Below are 15,324 nucleotides of genomic sequence, written 5' to 3'. Positions count from 1 at the left end.
TTAGTTGTAAATCGACAAAATGGAGAATATTTCACTAGCTGAGACGGGGAACATACAGCGAAATAGAGTTACGCGGGATAGGATTTATCTTAGAGGAAAACATTACTAGTGGGTGAATAACCGCCGTTAGCGCTTGGTACAAATGTGGTTAAATTCTTCACTGTTGTTGGATGAATACAAATAAAGAAAATCGCCCTCCAATTCAATCTCATATTGGATAGTGAACCCTTTATACAACTGCTGATTGCGATTGATCATCTCGTTAGGGTGCTTGTGTCTAAAATTGACCTCATTAAACACCATCTCTAGCTGATTATCGTTCAGGGCATATTTACCCACAAAGACCACTTCTGCCGTTTCAACATCGCCTTGTTGATTCAAGGTTTGAATTCTGTCGCTGACAAAAAAGTCTTCATCTGAACTAAATGAGTAAAGCATAAATTCATTCAATTCAGAGTATTGCGCATATGAGGGTGTGACAAAGCCCATTTGCTTTAGGTTGCAAGCCCACTGACTCCCTCGCAGAACAAGTGGCGGGGTGAGTAACACGATGGCAAGGATCAGCGCCCCTATCGCGGAAACACAAACAAAAATCGCTAACTTAGCTTTTCTCAATGGATAACACCGTATATCTGACTAATAGCCCCAAACACTTGCCTTGTAGTTCACGGACAAGCAACTGAATTATAAGCGTAGACCGAATTTACCCAAGATTGCGAAAACGAAACCAGCTGATTGTCGCAGCCTCTATAGCAATGAAACCTTGGTGCCCAAAATTCACCAAGGTTTCGAGCCACCATTAAGCTTTTAAAGCTTCAATGATAGCGCTGTAGTTTGGCTCTTCAGTTACTTCAGCAACCAATTCACTGTGTACTACAACGTTATTAGCATCTAACAAGATAACCGCACGAGCTGATAAACCAGACAGAGCGTGCTCTTCAAATTGAGTACCGAACGCTTTCAACAACTCAGGGTTCTTAAATACTGATAGTTGTTCAATACCTTTCACTTCTTCTTTCTCTTGGAAACGAGCCAGTGCAAATGGAAGGTCGGTTGAAATTGTGTAGATATCCACAGAATCTGATTTCAGTTCTGCTAATTCAGAGATAGCCTTAGTGCTGCTTGAGCATACCGGCGTATCAACACTAGGGAACAAGTAAATCAGTTTAAACTCAGCCGTTTTTTCTGAGATCGTCAGCGGAGCTAACGATACTGTTGTCATCGCAGGTGTTGTCAGTACTTCGCCCTTTTGTGGGAAGTCACCTGCTAGTGCAATCTTGTCGCCTAAAAATGTAACTGTATTCATGATTTCTTCCTTTCAATGTAATTATAATATTGCTGTTCTAGCTCACTGCGTTGCCTCTATCTAAAGACATTCAAAACAACGCTTAGACAGCCTCAATTACTTTTCTCATTTCGGTAAGGATAGGAACAGCATCATCAAAGCCAACAGAAAGTGAAAAATCGATCTCTTCATCGATATGTTGTTGTGCGACCTTTATTAAGGTCACTTTGTCGCCTTGCTCAAGGCTTTTATCAGTGTCGGTAAAGATCTTGGTTAAAGACTTAACGACATCCAATTGAAAAGACTCAACAGAGGTCACTTCTTTGTACTCTTGCAACAGTATCTTCACTGATTCAGAGTTCTTCTGTTTGATTTCTGGCATCCTATTTACCTATTAAACAACGATTAGTAATCGAGCTATCATCCAAGCTCAAGGCGGCATAACGTTAACAATCACCTTTTGCTTTAGCTACAAACCATTGCCAAATAAAAATATAACCAGATAACGAAATGTAATTTTTATATAACCAATGACGTTTTACAGTTACAGCCTAGCCTCCTACGCTTAGAGTACAGCCCGCAAAACCAAAACGACCACTCATACCAATCCCATGAATCACAAAAGCAATATCACTGCTCAAATCATTATCAATAGTGAAATGAGGACAATCATACATACTTCATCTGACACCACGATCAGTATGCGTCCTTTGCCATTCAAGGTTCTTTTGTATCTGTTAGAGCGCCAAGGTCAGTGCATATCTCGAGACGAGTTGTTTGAAGAGTGCTGGCAAGGGGTATTGGTCACCGATCAATCCCTGACCAATACCATCAGTTATATTCGAAAGGTCATCAAAAATTTAGACACGGACGAGCTAGAGCTCAAAACGATCAGTAAGAAGGGATACTCACTTTCAGTTACCGAGAGCAAGCAGGTTCAACAGCAGCTAACGGATAGGTCACCAGTAATAGACCGAAATGTAGTAGAGGTTACATCTGAGAACGGTATTTTAGATAACGAGATAGAAGTTCAAGATGTGAAGAACAATAGCCCTCGCCCTCAACAATTAACCAACAATGAAGGTGCAAAGCTAAGGTCTCCTCGTCAATTTGCGATAAATTTATGTGCACTATGGTGTGGCATCATTTTAGTCGCTTATTACCTTATTCACTACAGCACTGAACAAGCACCCTTCTTAAATAAAGAAAGCTACCAACCTTATCAATTCGGCAGTGCGACGCTGTACCTCAATGACGATTCCAAGAAGGTAACTTCGACAGAAATGAAGGCCTATATCGATAGCTTGGAGTTGTCACAATGCAACGTGAAAAGCATCTACATTCGAATCAGTAATTCAGCGTACAGGGATAATATTATCTCGATGTACGCCTTTGTTTTTACCAGTAATAGAAAAAGCCAAAACATATTTAAGCAGAAACTAGATAACGCAAATATCTACCACTCAATCATTACACCATTGTTGAACTCGTTTTACTGCAAAGGTAAGCCCCAATAAAAAAGCCCCGCATAAAAAATGCGAGGCTTTAAATTTTTCAAAGCGAATGTTCCTTTCAAACGTCCACTCGATAAAACGTAAGCTTATAGCTCTTCGTTTTCTTCTTCCTGTTCTATGTCTTTTTCTTCAAGAACAGCTGGAGTTAATAGCAACTCGCGAAGTTTAGTGTCGATCTCAAGAGCAACTTCTGGGTTTTCACGTAGGTATTTACCAGCGTTAGCTTTACCTTGGCCGATCTTATCGCCCTTGTAGCTGTACCAAGCGCCCGCTTTTTCTACCAGCTTGTTCTTAACACCTAAATCGATAAGCTCACCTTCACGGTTGAAGCCTTTGCCGTATAGGATTTGAGTTTCAGCTTGTTTAAACGGTGCAGCAATCTTGTTCTTAACAACCTTGATACGTGTTTCGTTACCAACAACCTCATCACCATCTTTGATCGCACCAGTACGGCGGATATCAAGACGAACAGATGCGTAGAACTTAAGAGCGTTACCACCCGTTGTTGTTTCTGGGTTACCAAACATCACACCAATCTTCATACGGATTTGGTTGATGAAGATAGCCATACAGTTAGACTGCTTTAGGTTACCAGTTAGCTTACGCATCGCTTGAGAAAGCATACGAGCCTGAAGACCCATGTGGCTATCGCCCATTTCGCCTTCGATTTCAGCTTTTGGTGTTAGTGCTGCTACTGAGTCAATAACAAGTACATCGATTGCACCTGAACGAGCCAGTGCATCACAGATTTCTAGCGCTTGCTCACCCGTATCTGGTTGAGAAACAAGAAGCGCATCGATATCAACACCAAGTTTTTGAGCGTAGATAGGGTCTAGTGCGTGTTCCGCATCAACGAATGCACACGTCTTGCCAACTTTTTGTGCTGCAGCAATAAGCTCAAGTGTTAGTGTTGTTTTACCTGATGATTCTGGACCGTAAACTTCTACGATACGTCCCATCGGTAGGCCACCAGCACCTAGTGCGATATCTAGAGATAGAGAACCAGTAGAAATAGTTTCTACGTCCATTGTGCGGTTATCACCAAGACGCATGATAGAACCTTTACCAAATTGCTTTTCAATCTGACCAAGGGCTGCGGCTAACGCTTTTTGTTTATTCTCGTCCATTTCTATCTCCACGTAATCGGTTGTCTCAACAAGCGATCTAGAATCTATTTCTAACCCACATAGGGGTGACTAATTGGCTTTCATTATACTGTTGATTCATACAGTGTCCATACCTGTATGAAAATAATTTGTACAAATGTTACTTACCTTCCATTGATAGGTAATCATAAATAACTTGCAGGGCATGGTGCGTGGCTTGTTGGCGTACTTGTGATCTATCACCTGTAAATACATTCGTTTCCACTTTATCCCAGCCGTTTAATGCCTTCCAAGCAAAACAGACGGTACCAACGGGCTTCTCTTCTGTACCGCCGCCAGGGCCTGCAATACCGCTGATCGACACAGAAATAGTGCCATTTGAATGTTGTAGTGCACCCTTGGCCATTTCTATCACCACAGGTTCACTCACCGCGCCAAACTCAACCAAGGTTTCAAGCTGAACACCAATCATCTCTTGCTTAGCTTCGTTACTGTAAGTGACAAAAGCACGATCAAACCATCCAGAGCTACCCGCCACATCAGTGACTGCCGTTGCTACACCGCCGCCAGTACAAGATTCTGCGGTCACTAGCACTTGCTTATGTTTAGCCAGTAATGGTCCGAGTTTTTCACTAAGAGCTTGAGTCATCTGCATTATCAACTTCCCTTTATTTACTGTCATATCATTTGGATTCGCATCTTTTCGCATCAGCCGCTTTTCGCACGAAACGCTTTCACGTATCCTAAGCCGCAATAGAAATAAACGAAAGAAGTTAACTGTGAAAGCCGATCAAAAACATACTCCCATGATGCAGCAGTACCTAAAACTGAAAGCAGAAAACCCAGAAATTCTGCTGTTCTACCGCATGGGCGATTTCTACGAGCTTTTCTACGATGACGCTAAAAAAGCCTCTCAACTCCTCGATATTTCACTGACTAAGCGTGGCTCATCAAATGGTGAACCGATTCCGATGGCGGGTGTTCCATACCATGCGGTTGAAGGATACCTTGCAAAGTTAGTGCAACTTGGTGAATCCGTAGCAATTTGTGAACAGATTGGTAATCCAGCACTTTCAAAAGGCCCTGTTGAGCGCGCGGTTGTGCGTATCGTGACGCCAGGTACCGTAACCGATGAAGCCTTACTTTCTGAACGTATTGATAACCTAATTGCAGCCATTTATCACCACAACGGTAAATTTGGTTATGCGACGCTTGATATTACCTCTGGCCGATTCCAACTTTGCGAGCCAGAGACAGAAGAAGCAATGGCCGCTGAGCTACAGAGAACCTCTCCGCGAGAGCTGCTGTTCCCTGAAGATTTCGAACCTGTCGATTTAATGGCAAGCCGTAATGGCAATCGCCGTCGTCCAGTCTGGGAGTTTGAATTAGATACCGCCAAGCAGCAGCTGAACCAACAATTTGGCACTCGCGACCTTGTCGGTTTTGGCGTTGAAGGTGCCAAGCTTGGCCTGTGTGCAGCTGGTTGTCTTATCCAATACGTGAAAGACACGCAACGTACTGCCCTTCCGCACATCCGTTCACTCACCATGGATAAGCAAGATCACTCTGTGATCCTCGATGCTGCGACTCGCCGCAATCTAGAGATCACGCAAAATCTTGGTGGTGGCACAGATAACACGCTTGCTGAAGTGCTTGATCACACCGCTACGGCAATGGGTAGTCGTATGCTTAAGCGTTGGTTACATCAACCGATGCGCAATATCTCGGCACTTGATCAACGCCTAGATGCGATTGGTGAAATGAAAGATTTGGCTCTATTCACAGAGCTACAACCGACCTTAAAACAGATTGGTGACATCGAGCGTATTCTGGCTCGTCTTGCACTTCGTTCTGCTCGTCCACGTGATATGGCTCGTCTTCGTCAAGCAATGGAATACTTACCAGAGCTTGCTGAAACACTGACTCAGCTTAAACACCCATACCTGACTCAACTTGCTCAATACGCGTCTCCTGTAGATGAGGTTTCAGAGCTGCTTGAACGTGCAATCAAAGAGAACCCACCCGTGGTTATCCGTGACGGCGGTGTGATTGCAGAAGGCTACAACGCCGAACTAGATGAATGGCGCGACCTTGCTGCGGGCGCAACTGAGTTTCTGGATAAGCTTGAGCAAGAAGAGCGTGAACGTCATGGCATCGACACACTAAAAGTTGGTTACAACAACGTACACGGTTTCTTCATTCAAGTTAGCCGCGGACAAAGCCACCTAGTACCGCCACATTATGTTCGTCGCCAAACGCTGAAGAATGCTGAACGTTACATAATTCCTGAGCTGAAAGAGCACGAAGACAAAGTGCTTAACTCTAAATCGAAAGCACTGGCTATAGAGAAGCAGTTGTGGGAAGAGTTGTTTGATTTACTACTGCCATATCTAGAACGACTACAAAACATCGCTTCTTCAGTATCGCAACTTGATGTACTACAGAACTTAGCTGAACGCGCAGATACACTTGATTACTGTCGTCCAACCATGACAGAAGCGGCAGGTGTACAGATCCAAGCGGGTCGTCACCCAGTAGTAGAGCAAGTGATGGACGAACCTTTCATCGCCAACCCTATCGACCTAAACGACAAGCGTAAAATGCTGATCATCACGGGTCCAAACATGGGTGGTAAGTCGACTTACATGCGCCAAACTGCACTTATCGCATTGATGGCCCATATCGGTTGTTATGTGCCAGCAGAAAGCGCGACGATTGGCTCTATCGACCGTATCTTTACTCGTATCGGTGCATCGGATGATCTGGCTTCTGGTCGTTCAACCTTCATGGTTGAGATGACAGAGACCGCTAATATTCTGCACAACGCGACACCAAATAGCCTTGTGCTAATGGACGAAATTGGCCGTGGTACCAGTACTTACGATGGTTTGTCATTGGCGTGGGCAAGCGCAGAATGGCTAGCGAATCAAATCAATGCAATGACACTGTTCGCAACGCACTACTTTGAGCTAACCGAGCTACCGAACCAGCTTCCAACATTAGCAAATGTGCACTTGGACGCGGTTGAACACGGTGACAGCATTGCCTTTATGCACGCAGTTCAAGAGGGTGCGGCAAGTAAATCTTACGGCCTAGCGGTTGCAGGGTTGGCGGGTGTACCAAAAGCCGTAATCAAGAACGCTCGCGCGAAGCTAACACAGCTCGAGGCATTGAGTATTGAGTCTCCGACATCGAAGCCAAGTGGTGTTGATATCGCGAACCAACTTAGCCTGATCCCTGAACCGAGTGAGGTGGAGCAAGCACTAGCGAATGTTGATCCTGATGATCTAACACCTCGCCAAGCATTAGAAGAACTCTACCGCTTGAAGAAGCTACTCTAGCTTAAGAAGCACTCTAGTTTAAATAGCTAAGCGCTGTGGTTCCTAGTTGAAGTAAAAGCTAAACCAGAAGCTAAAACTAAAAAACGCTGACATGAGGTCAGCGTTTTTTTATGTCGATATCGTGGAATATCGTTTAGTCGTTTTCAACGTTGAACAGGTTTTCCATGTTCAGACCTTGCTTGATCAGAATCTCACGTAGACGGCGAAGACCTTCAACTTGGATTTGACGAACTCTCTCACGAGTCAGGCTGATTTCACGGCCAACTTCTTCTAGCGTTGACGGTTCATAGCCTAGTAGTCCAAATCGACGTGCAAGCACTTCTTTCTGCTTCGGATTCAGTTCATCAAGCCAGAAGATCAGTGAGTTCTTGATATCGCTATCTTGAGTTGAAACCTCAGGATCTGAATTATTGATGTCTGGAATAATATCCAACAGTGCTTTCTCACCGTCACCACCAATTGGAGTATCTACAGAGCTCACTCTTTCGTTTAGACGAAGCATCTTACTCACATCACCAACTGGCTTGTCTAGCTTAGAAGCAATCTCTTCAGCTGTTGGTTCGTGGTCAAGCTTTTGTGATAGTTCTCTTGCCGTACGTAAGTAGATGTTCAGCTCTTTCACAACATGGATTGGCAAACGGATGGTGCGAGTCTGATTCATCAACGCACGTTCAATGGTTTGACGAATCCACCATGTTGCGTAAGTTGAAAAGCGGAAGCCACGCTCTGGGTCAAACTTCTCTACGGCGCGAATCAAGCCTAGGTTGCCTTCTTCGATTAGATCGAGAAGTGCCAAACCACGGTTGCTATAACGACGAGAAATTTTCACCACCAAACGCAGGTTACTTTCGATCATGCGTTTACGTGCTGCTTCATCACCGCGTAGAGCTCGACGTGCGTAAAGCACCTCTTCTTCTGCGGTTAATAGTGGTGAGAAACCGATTTCGCCTAGATACAGTTGAGTAGCATCTAAGCTTTTAGACGTAACTTCAACTTCTTCTTTCGCTTCGGTTTTCTTCGTGACTGTTCGTTTTGCTTTTCCAAGAGCTTCCGGTTCCGTGGTTGCTTGGTCAAGGTCAAACTCTTCTTTGGTTACTGCATTGCTTATACTCATAACGCCTCCCCCTGGCGAAATTAGCATGACATTACAACTTCATATGTCGCTAAATGACTATGTCACTCAATACAATACGTTAATCATTCATATTGTATTTAAGGCAAATATCGTTTTGGATTAACTGATTTACCTTGGTAACGAATCTCAAAGTGCAGCCTAACACTGCTGGCTCCAGAGCTTCCCATTGTTGCAATCTTCTGCCCTGGTTTCACACTTTGCCCTTCAGATACTAATAGTCGGTCGTTATGCGCGTATGCACTTAAGTAATTATCATTGTGCTTCACAATCACTAGATTGCCGTAGCCTCGTAGTGCATTACCCGAATAAACAACCGTTCCCCCTGCAGTAGATACTATTGGCTGACCTCGCTGTCCTGCTATGTCTATGCCTTTATTTCCTTGTTCGCCTACAGAGAAATTCTTGATTACTCTCCCTTTAGTTGGCCATAACCATTTGGATACTTTATCACTTGTTGGTTTGGTGGACGGTGTAACATTCTGTTTACCTTTAGAACCAACATACTCCTTTGATTTGGATTGTTCAACCTTCTTTGGTGGATCTTTTTTCGCCACTTTGGTGGTAGTTTGAGCCGGGGCAGGTTTAGAGTTTTTGCTCGGTTGCGATGTGGTTTTAGGTTTACTTGCCACAGATGACGTTGTCGATGCCGCGACAGGCGAAGCAACTGCTGCAGCCGCTACCGTTGATTTACCATACGCTGGCGCGTTGTAGCTAGGACGCCACAACTTAAGCTTCTGCCCTGGGTGGATAGTATAAGGGGCAGACAATTTGTTGTAGCTAACGAGGTCATTGACGTCTTTATTGGTCACATAAGCGATGAAATAAAGCGTATCGCCTTTTTTCACTTCATAGTAACTGCCGCGATAACTACCACGATCAATCGATGAGTATTTCTTGTTAAGGCTTGAAACCGGCGCAGGCGAATTCGCTGCACACCCAACAAGGGCACAGCTAAGCAGTAAAGTACTTCCTTTAAACAACTTCGAACGCATCGACTCTCTATCCACCTACACCAATAGTCTTGTTATTAAGCTAGTTCACCAGGAACAAGAGGTACAAATCTCACCATTTCGATAACACTCGACAAAAATTCATCGCCGTGACGAACGATCTTCAACAATTGTTGTTCATCATCCCCAACAGGAATCAGTAAACGACCACCATCTTTCAACTGTTGCAGAAGCGCTTGAGGAATCGACTCTGCAGCAGCGGTAACAATAATCGCATCAAAAGGCGCCTTTGAAGACCACCCTTGCCAACCGTCACCGTGCTTAGTTGAAATATTGTAGAAATCGAGTTGCTTCAACCTACGTTTAGCATCCCATTGTAACGACTTTATTCTTTCAACCGAATAGACATGATCAACAAGCTGAGCCAATACGGCGGTTTGATAGCCAGAACCTGTTCCGATCTCCAAAACGCGGCTATCTTGTTGTAACTCAAGCAACTCTGTCATTTTAGCAACAATGTATGGTTGCGAGATGGTTTGCCCCTGTCCGATCGGCAGCGCATTATTATCATAAGCTTGATGGTACATCGCTTGTGATAAAAAGCTCTCTCTCGGCAGTTGGTAAATAGCATCAAGAACCTTTTGGTCTCGGATGCCATTTTCAATCAGAAAAGTAACTAAGCGCTCGGCTTGTGGATTGCTCACTTACTTCTCCCCTAACCATGTTGTCATCGCACCTAACGACTCATGCGCCGTCAGATCAACTTGTAACGGTGTTACCGATACAAAGCCATGTTCGATTGCGTAAAAATCGGTACCTTCGCCAGCATCTTGCTCTTTACCCGGAGGACCAAGCCAGTAGATATCATGTCCACGAGGGTCTTTTTGCTTAATCATATCTTCAGCATGATGACGAGCACCTAGGCGCGTAACTTGAGTACCAGAGAGTTGTTCTAAAGCCAAATCAGGCACATTAACGTTTAACAGGCGATTAGTTGGGATTGGGTTTAATAAATGTTGTTCGACGATACGACGAGCAATCGCTGCCGCTGTCTTAAAATGTTTTTTACCCACCAATGAAAACGCCACCGACTGAACGCCTAAGAAGTGCCCTTCCATTGCGGCTGCGACTGTGCCTGAATAAAGCACATCGTCACCAAGGTTAGCACCGTGATTAATGCCCGTTAAAACCAGATCGGGCATATCGTTCTTTAGCAGTTCATTTAACGCAAAATGCACACAATCGGTCGGCGTGCCTTGTACCGAGTAGGTATTTTCTGCAATTTCTTGAACGCGCAAAGGTTGTTCTAAAGTTAATGAATTTGAAGCACCTGAGCGATTTCGGTCAGGTGCCACAATGATAACTTCAGCAAGATCACGTAATTCATTTGCTAGCTCATGAATACCTTGAGCATGCACACCATCATCGTTGCTGAGTAAAATCTTCATCTTGTATCCTTTCTTTTTGTTCCAATGCCAAGTGACTAAATTCCAATATCAAGTGACTTAGCTCCAAGCAGAATCGTTATTGCTCGTAGCTTCTTTCTACGTGTACTTCTTCAACCAATTCGCGAACGATCGCTGTTGCGAAACAACCCGCATCAAGAGAGAACTTAAGAGTGACATTATCTTCGTTCACGTCCCAAGTTAAATCCGTTGGTTTCAGTGACGCTTCACGGCGATCATGGCGCATACGGTTACCACGAATCAGAGCCATTAGATCTGGCTCAGCATCAAGGTGTTTCTGTTCTAGAGCTTGAGACTCATCAGTCGTTGGTAAGGCATTATCGCCAGCCAAAGCAACAGTCATCAAAGCAGAGCCGTTCGCGATGTCTTGGTTTACAGCTTCAATGTTGTCAGCCGTTACCGTTAGTTGAGCGCCGTCTTTCACCACGATATCGCCAACCAATGCTGATGCAAACGCACCTTGCTCAATACGGTCTGAAAGGATCAGGTTGTAAATCCACGAGCGAGCTGCAGAAAGGTACAAGCTGCGCTTATTCTGGTTACGAGTACGAACGTTATCACGGCCCCAACGACGAGCTTCAGATAGGTTGTTACCTTCATTGCCAAAACGCTGAGCACCAAAGTAGTTTGGCACGCCCACTTGAGCGACTTTTTCCAAACGCTGAACCACATCTTCGCAATCCGTTACTTCAGACAAGGTCAACTCAAATTGGTTGCCAACTAAATCGCCCGGACGTAACTTTTTGTTGTGTCGCGCTGTCGCTAGGATTTCGATGCTTGGGTATTGTGCTAAGAACGCTGAAAAGTCAGGCTCACCTTTCGGTAGGTGGACGCTCAACCACTGCTCTGTCACAGCGTGACGGTCTTTCAAACCCGCCCAGCTCACGTCTTTCGACTTAACACCGCAAGCTTTAGCCAGCTCATTCGCTACAAAGCTCGTGTTCTCACCCGTTTTACGGATGCGAACCATTAGATGCTCGCCTTCGCCAGTAAATTCAAAACCCAAGTCTTCATTAACGACAAAGTGTTCGGCTTTTGCTTTTAGTTTTGCTTTCGCAGTTGGTTTACCGTTTAGATAAGCCAATGAAGATAAAATATCTGACATGCTGTTCTTTTCGTGTTGGTGCTTACGCACTTTTGGTAATTAGGACCACCGCTTCACATGCGATGCCCTCTTTGCGACCTGTAAAACCTAAACGCTCAGTGGTCGTGGCTTTTACGTTTACATTACTAATGCTGGTTTCTAAATCTTGTGCAATAGCTTGGCACATAAATTCTATATGAGGCGCCATTTTTGGTGCTTGCGCCATGATAGTAATATCGGCATTACCAATCACGTAGCCTTGTTCTTTTACTCGACGGTACACATCTTTCAATAGCTCACGGCTGTCTGCGCCTTTCCATTCATCATCAGTGTCTGGGAAATGACGACCAATATCACCCGCAGCAATCGCACCTAATAGAGCGTCACATAACGCATGTAGGGCAACATCACCGTCTGAGTGTGCAATAAGACCTTGTTCATAAGGGACGCTCACGCCACCAATAATTACCGGGCCTTCACCACCAAACTTATGTACATCAAAGCCATGGCCAATACGAATCATCATTATTCCTTATTCTGACTTAAATAGAACTCAGCGAGCGCTAAATCTTCTGGCTGAGTAATCTTAAAATTATCTGAACGCCCAGCGATTAAAGCGGGCGATAAACCTTTCCACTCAAAAGCTGAAGCTTCATCGGTAATCGAAACACCTTGTTGAAGCGCCTCACTCAATGCATTCCACAGAGGCTCGGCCTTAAACATTTGCGGCGTCAGTGCGTGCCATAAATCGGCTCGTTCAACGGTATGCTCAATCTGCCCTTGGGCACCTCGCTTCATCGTGTCACGAACGGGCGCGGCCAAAATAGCCCCGACATCGTGGCTCATCGCGCCTGAGATTAACTTATCGATATCACCCAACTGAACACAAGGCCTTGCAGCATCGTGAACCATTACCCACTCACCAAGCTGCTGCTCTGCAATGTAATCTAAAGCAGAGAGCACGGAGTCTGCTCTTTCGCTTCCACCAGACACTCTGATCACTTGTGGGTTCTGATTAAGGGCAAGCTCTGGGTAGTATGGGTCATCATCGCTAATCGCGACGACAATCTGAGAGACTTGTGGGTGAGACAATAATTTCTCAACGGTGTGCTCTAAAATCGTTGTACCGTTAATCTTAAGATATTGCTTAGGACGGTCGGCCTGCATTCGGCTACCCACGCCCGCCGCAGGTACAACGGCAATCACGCTTTGAAGTTGAGTCGACATTAATGGGATTCCTCACCAATGATGCGATAAAACGTTTCGCCTTCTTTTACCATTCCAAGTTCATGACGTGCACGCTCTTCAATCGCGTCTAAGCCTTGGCGTAGATCGTCGATTTCGGCAAACATCTCGGCATTACGCACATGCAGCTTTTCGTTTACTTGTTGTTGAACTTGGATTTCGTTGTTCACACCGTAGTAATCAGAGATACCATTTTTACCGAGCCACAGTGTGTGTTGTAGCCAGCCAAACACTATGAGCAGTACTAAAGCAAAAATTCGCATAACACCTTTCGCCGGTTGAAAAAGAAGGAACTAGAATAAGGCACATATATACCATAATGAGCTTATTGGTGCGAGATATGTGGTGTAAGGGAATCAATAAGTAGGAGAATTATTGTTGTTCGAAACCTGTAATAAGATTCTCAACGCCCTCCTCCATCGGTCTCGATAATGACGAACAAACTATTCCAGACGAAACAACCAAAGACAGAACGTCTTTCCTAAATCACGTCACCCGTCATTCACAAGAAGGAGGAACGACTGAGTTGGGAATCTATCGAGGTAAACGCAAATAAGAGATTCCCTATTCCTTCCTTCGTCAGTCTAGGGAATGACGAATTTTAGGCAAAGAAAACGCCCTACCGAAGTAGAGCGTTTTCAAAAGCTTTAAGCTAATAATTCGCTAGGAATTATTGACCTTTAACTTCTTTAAGACCGCTTTCGTTGTAAAAAGGAGGAGCTTTAGAACCTAGAGATTCTTTACTCCACCTTTCTGCAGACAAAAAAATGCCCCGCATAAGCGAGGCATTTAAAAAGCTTAGATTAACAATTCACTAGGAATTATTGACCTTTAACTTCTTTAAGACCGTTGTAAGGAGCTTTAGAACCTAGAGCTTCTTCGATACGGATAAGTTGGTTGTACTTAGCAACACGGTCAGAACGGCTCATAGAACCAGTTTTGATTTGACCTGCAGCTGTACCTACCGCTAGATCAGCGATAGTTGCATCTTCAGTTTCGCCAGAACGGTGAGAGATTACTGCAGTGTAGCCAGCGTCTTTAGCCATCTTGATAGCAGCTAGAGTCTCTGTTAGAGAACCGATTTGGTTGAACTTGATAAGGATAGAGTTAGCTACGCCTTTCTCGATACCTTCAGCAAGAATCTTAGTGTTTGTAACGAACAGATCGTCACCAACGATTTGAAGCTTGTCGCCTAGAAGTTCAGTTTGGTGCTTGAAGCCATCCCAATCTGACTCGTCAAGACCGTCTTCGATAGAAACGATTGGGAAGTTGTTCGCTAGCTCAGCTAGGTAGTGGTTGAACTCTTCAGAAGTGAAAGTTTTACCTTCGCCCTTCATGTTGTAGATGCCAGCTTCTTTGTCGAAGAACTCAGATGCTGCACAGTCCATAGCAAGAGTCACGTCTTTACCTAGTTCGTAACCAGCAGCTGCAACAGCTTCTGCGATAACTTCTAGAGCTTCAGCGTTAGACTTAAGGTTAGGAGCGAAACCACCTTCATCACCAACTGCAGTGCTGTAGCCTTTAGACTTAAGAACTTTAGCTAGGTTGTGGAATACTTCAGCGCCGATACGTAGACCTTCTTTAAGAGTTTTAGCGCCAACTGGTTGGATCATGAACTCTTGGATGTCAACGTTGTTATCTGCGTGCTCACCACCGTTGATGATGTTCATCATTGGTAGAGGCATAGAGAACTGACCAGCAGTACCGTTTAGCTCAGCGATGTGCTCGTATAGAGGCATGCCTTTCGCAGCAGCAGCAGCTTTTGCGTTAGCTAGAGATACAGCTAGGATAGCGTTCGCGCCGAACTTAGACTTGTTATCAGTACCGTCTAGGTCAAGCATGATTTGGTCAACGTCAGCTTGTGCTTTAGCGTCAGTACCAACTAGAGCTTCAGCGATTGGGCCGTTTACAGCTTCAATAGCTTTAAGAACACCTTTACCTAGGAAACGTGATTTGTCGCCGTCACGTAGCTCAAGAGCTTCGCGAGAACCAGTAGATGCGCCAGATGGAGCAGCAGCCATACCTACGAAACCGCCTTCTAGGTGTACTTCAGCTTCTACAGTTGGGTTACCACGTGAATCGATGATTTCACGACCTAGAACTTTAACGATCTTAGACATTGAATGTTTCCTTCTCGTTGAATATATAAATGTCAAATTTAAAGGTAGCAGCACAACTTACGCAGCTACCTGTATTCC

16 protein-coding genes are annotated in these 15,324 nt (G+C 44.7%); 2 read left to right on the top strand and 14 right to left on the bottom strand.

Annotation, left to right across the window (positions count from 1 at the left end):
- Positions 1 to 126: 126 nt before the first annotated feature.
- From L1D37_RS15830 to L1D37_RS15820, 3 genes are all read right to left on the bottom strand, one after another.
- Complete coding sequence (locus L1D37_RS15830; RefSeq protein ID WP_239848424.1) at positions 127 to 615, bottom strand: hypothetical protein; 489 nt, start codon at positions 613 to 615, stop codon at positions 127 to 129.
- Between the two features lie 184 nt (positions 616 to 799).
- Positions 800 to 1,306 (bottom strand): thiol peroxidase, encoded by a 507-nt coding sequence (tpx, locus tag L1D37_RS15825; protein WP_239848423.1) that lies wholly within the window; start codon positions 1,304 to 1,306, stop codon positions 800 to 802.
- A gap of 82 nt (positions 1,307 to 1,388) precedes the next feature.
- Entirely contained in the window at positions 1,389 to 1,667 is a 279-nt protein-coding gene (locus L1D37_RS15820; RefSeq protein WP_239848422.1) for a hypothetical protein, read from the bottom strand.
- A 277-nt stretch (positions 1,668 to 1,944) separates the two neighbouring features.
- On the opposite strand from L1D37_RS15820, the gene L1D37_RS15815 reads away from it, so the two are divergent.
- On the top strand, positions 1,945 to 2,802 hold the full coding sequence (locus L1D37_RS15815; protein ID WP_239848421.1) for a winged helix-turn-helix domain-containing protein: 858 nt from the start codon (positions 1,945 to 1,947) through the stop codon (positions 2,800 to 2,802).
- 83 nt (positions 2,803 to 2,885) lie between these two features.
- On the opposite strand, the gene recA is transcribed toward L1D37_RS15815, so the two are convergent.
- On the bottom strand, positions 2,886 to 3,926 hold the full coding sequence (gene recA, locus L1D37_RS15810) for a recombinase RecA (protein WP_239848420.1): 1,041 nt from the start codon (positions 3,924 to 3,926) through the stop codon (positions 2,886 to 2,888).
- Between the two features lie 139 nt (positions 3,927 to 4,065).
- Positions 4,066 to 4,560, bottom strand: a complete 495-nt coding sequence (gene pncC / locus L1D37_RS15805; RefSeq protein ID WP_017633209.1) for a nicotinamide-nucleotide amidase — start codon at positions 4,558 to 4,560, stop codon at positions 4,066 to 4,068.
- 124 nt (positions 4,561 to 4,684) lie between these two features.
- Between pncC and mutS the strand changes: the two genes are divergently transcribed.
- The gene (gene mutS / locus L1D37_RS15800; RefSeq protein ID WP_017633210.1) at positions 4,685 to 7,246 is read left to right on the top strand and encodes a DNA mismatch repair protein MutS; all 2,562 of its coding nucleotides are present in this window, start codon (positions 4,685 to 4,687) and stop codon (positions 7,244 to 7,246) included.
- 133 nt (positions 7,247 to 7,379) lie between these two features.
- On the opposite strand, the gene rpoS is transcribed toward mutS, so the two are convergent.
- The 9 genes from rpoS to eno form a co-directional block, all read right to left on the bottom strand.
- The gene (rpoS, locus tag L1D37_RS15795; protein ID WP_017059027.1) at positions 7,380 to 8,360 is read right to left on the bottom strand and encodes an RNA polymerase sigma factor RpoS; all 981 of its coding nucleotides are present in this window, start codon (positions 8,358 to 8,360) and stop codon (positions 7,380 to 7,382) included.
- Positions 8,361 to 8,458: 98 nt separating this feature from the next.
- Entirely contained in the window at positions 8,459 to 9,373 is a 915-nt protein-coding gene (nlpD, locus tag L1D37_RS15790) for a murein hydrolase activator NlpD (RefSeq protein ID WP_239848419.1), read from the bottom strand.
- Positions 9,374 to 9,408: 35 nt separating this feature from the next.
- The gene (locus tag L1D37_RS15785) at positions 9,409 to 10,035 is read right to left on the bottom strand and encodes a protein-L-isoaspartate(D-aspartate) O-methyltransferase (RefSeq protein WP_017633213.1); all 627 of its coding nucleotides are present in this window, start codon (positions 10,033 to 10,035) and stop codon (positions 9,409 to 9,411) included.
- Positions 10,036 to 10,779 (bottom strand): 5'/3'-nucleotidase SurE, encoded by a 744-nt coding sequence (surE, locus tag L1D37_RS15780; protein ID WP_239848418.1) that lies wholly within the window; start codon positions 10,777 to 10,779, stop codon positions 10,036 to 10,038. It abuts the gene before it with no gap.
- Between the two features lie 76 nt (positions 10,780 to 10,855).
- A complete protein-coding gene (gene truD, locus L1D37_RS15775; RefSeq protein ID WP_239848417.1) occupies positions 10,856 to 11,902 on the bottom strand; it encodes a tRNA pseudouridine(13) synthase TruD in 1,047 nt (348 codons plus the stop codon).
- 22 nt (positions 11,903 to 11,924) lie between these two features.
- Positions 11,925 to 12,404 carry a 2-C-methyl-D-erythritol 2,4-cyclodiphosphate synthase gene (gene ispF, locus L1D37_RS15770; RefSeq protein WP_239848416.1) on the bottom strand — a complete coding sequence of 160 codons (480 nt, stop codon included), beginning with the start codon at positions 12,402 to 12,404 and terminating at the stop codon, positions 11,925 to 11,927.
- Between the two features lie 2 nt (positions 12,405 to 12,406).
- Positions 12,407 to 13,108, bottom strand: a complete 702-nt coding sequence (gene ispD / locus L1D37_RS15765) for a 2-C-methyl-D-erythritol 4-phosphate cytidylyltransferase (RefSeq protein WP_176680443.1) — start codon at positions 13,106 to 13,108, stop codon at positions 12,407 to 12,409.
- Positions 13,108 to 13,389 (bottom strand): cell division protein FtsB, encoded by a 282-nt coding sequence (gene ftsB / locus L1D37_RS15760; RefSeq protein ID WP_017633218.1) that lies wholly within the window; start codon positions 13,387 to 13,389, stop codon positions 13,108 to 13,110. Before ftsB ends, ispD begins: the two co-directional genes overlap by 1 nt.
- Before the next feature lie 558 nt (positions 13,390 to 13,947).
- A complete protein-coding gene (eno, locus tag L1D37_RS15755; protein WP_017059033.1) occupies positions 13,948 to 15,246 on the bottom strand; it encodes a phosphopyruvate hydratase in 1,299 nt (432 codons plus the stop codon).
- Between the last annotated feature and the right edge of the window lie 78 nt (positions 15,247 to 15,324).

Origin of the sequence: Vibrio sp. Isolate33 (assembly GCF_022397895.1) — a bacterium.
GTDB classification, from domain to species: domain Bacteria; phylum Pseudomonadota; class Gammaproteobacteria; order Enterobacterales; family Vibrionaceae; genus Vibrio; species Vibrio pomeroyi.
The sequence above is the reverse complement of the archived record's forward strand: the minus strand, read 5'-3'. Positions and strand labels throughout refer to the sequence as shown.

Excerpts from the sequence above, each read along its gene's own strand:
- tpx (WP_239848423.1), bottom strand. The coding sequence starts at position 1,306 with ATGAATACAGTTACATTTTTAGGCGACAAGATTGCACTAGCAGGTGAC.
- L1D37_RS15820 (WP_239848422.1), bottom strand. The coding sequence starts at position 1,667 with ATGCCAGAAATCAAACAGAAGAACTCTGAATCAGTGAAGATACTGTTG.
- L1D37_RS15815 (WP_239848421.1), top strand. The coding sequence starts at position 1,945 with ATGAGGACAATCATACATACTTCATCTGACACCACGATCAGTATGCGT.
- recA (WP_239848420.1), bottom strand. The coding sequence starts at position 3,926 with ATGGACGAGAATAAACAAAAAGCGTTAGCCGCAGCCCTTGGTCAGATT.
- pncC (WP_017633209.1), bottom strand. The coding sequence starts at position 4,560 with ATGCAGATGACTCAAGCTCTTAGTGAAAAACTCGGACCATTACTGGCT.
- rpoS (WP_017059027.1), bottom strand. The coding sequence starts at position 8,360 with ATGAGTATAAGCAATGCAGTAACCAAAGAAGAGTTTGACCTTGACCAA.
- nlpD (WP_239848419.1), bottom strand. The coding sequence starts at position 9,373 with ATGCGTTCGAAGTTGTTTAAAGGAAGTACTTTACTGCTTAGCTGTGCC.
- surE (WP_239848418.1), bottom strand. The coding sequence starts at position 10,779 with ATGAAGATTTTACTCAGCAACGATGATGGTGTGCATGCTCAAGGTATT.
- truD (WP_239848417.1), bottom strand. The coding sequence starts at position 11,902 with ATGTCAGATATTTTATCTTCATTGGCTTATCTAAACGGTAAACCAACT.
- ispF (WP_239848416.1), bottom strand. The coding sequence starts at position 12,404 with ATGATTCGTATTGGCCATGGCTTTGATGTACATAAGTTTGGTGGTGAA.
- ispD (WP_176680443.1), bottom strand. The coding sequence starts at position 13,108 with ATGTCGACTCAACTTCAAAGCGTGATTGCCGTTGTACCTGCGGCGGGC.
- ftsB (WP_017633218.1), bottom strand. The coding sequence starts at position 13,389 with ATGCGAATTTTTGCTTTAGTACTGCTCATAGTGTTTGGCTGGCTACAA.
- eno (WP_017059033.1), bottom strand. The coding sequence starts at position 15,246 with ATGTCTAAGATCGTTAAAGTTCTAGGTCGTGAAATCATCGATTCACGT.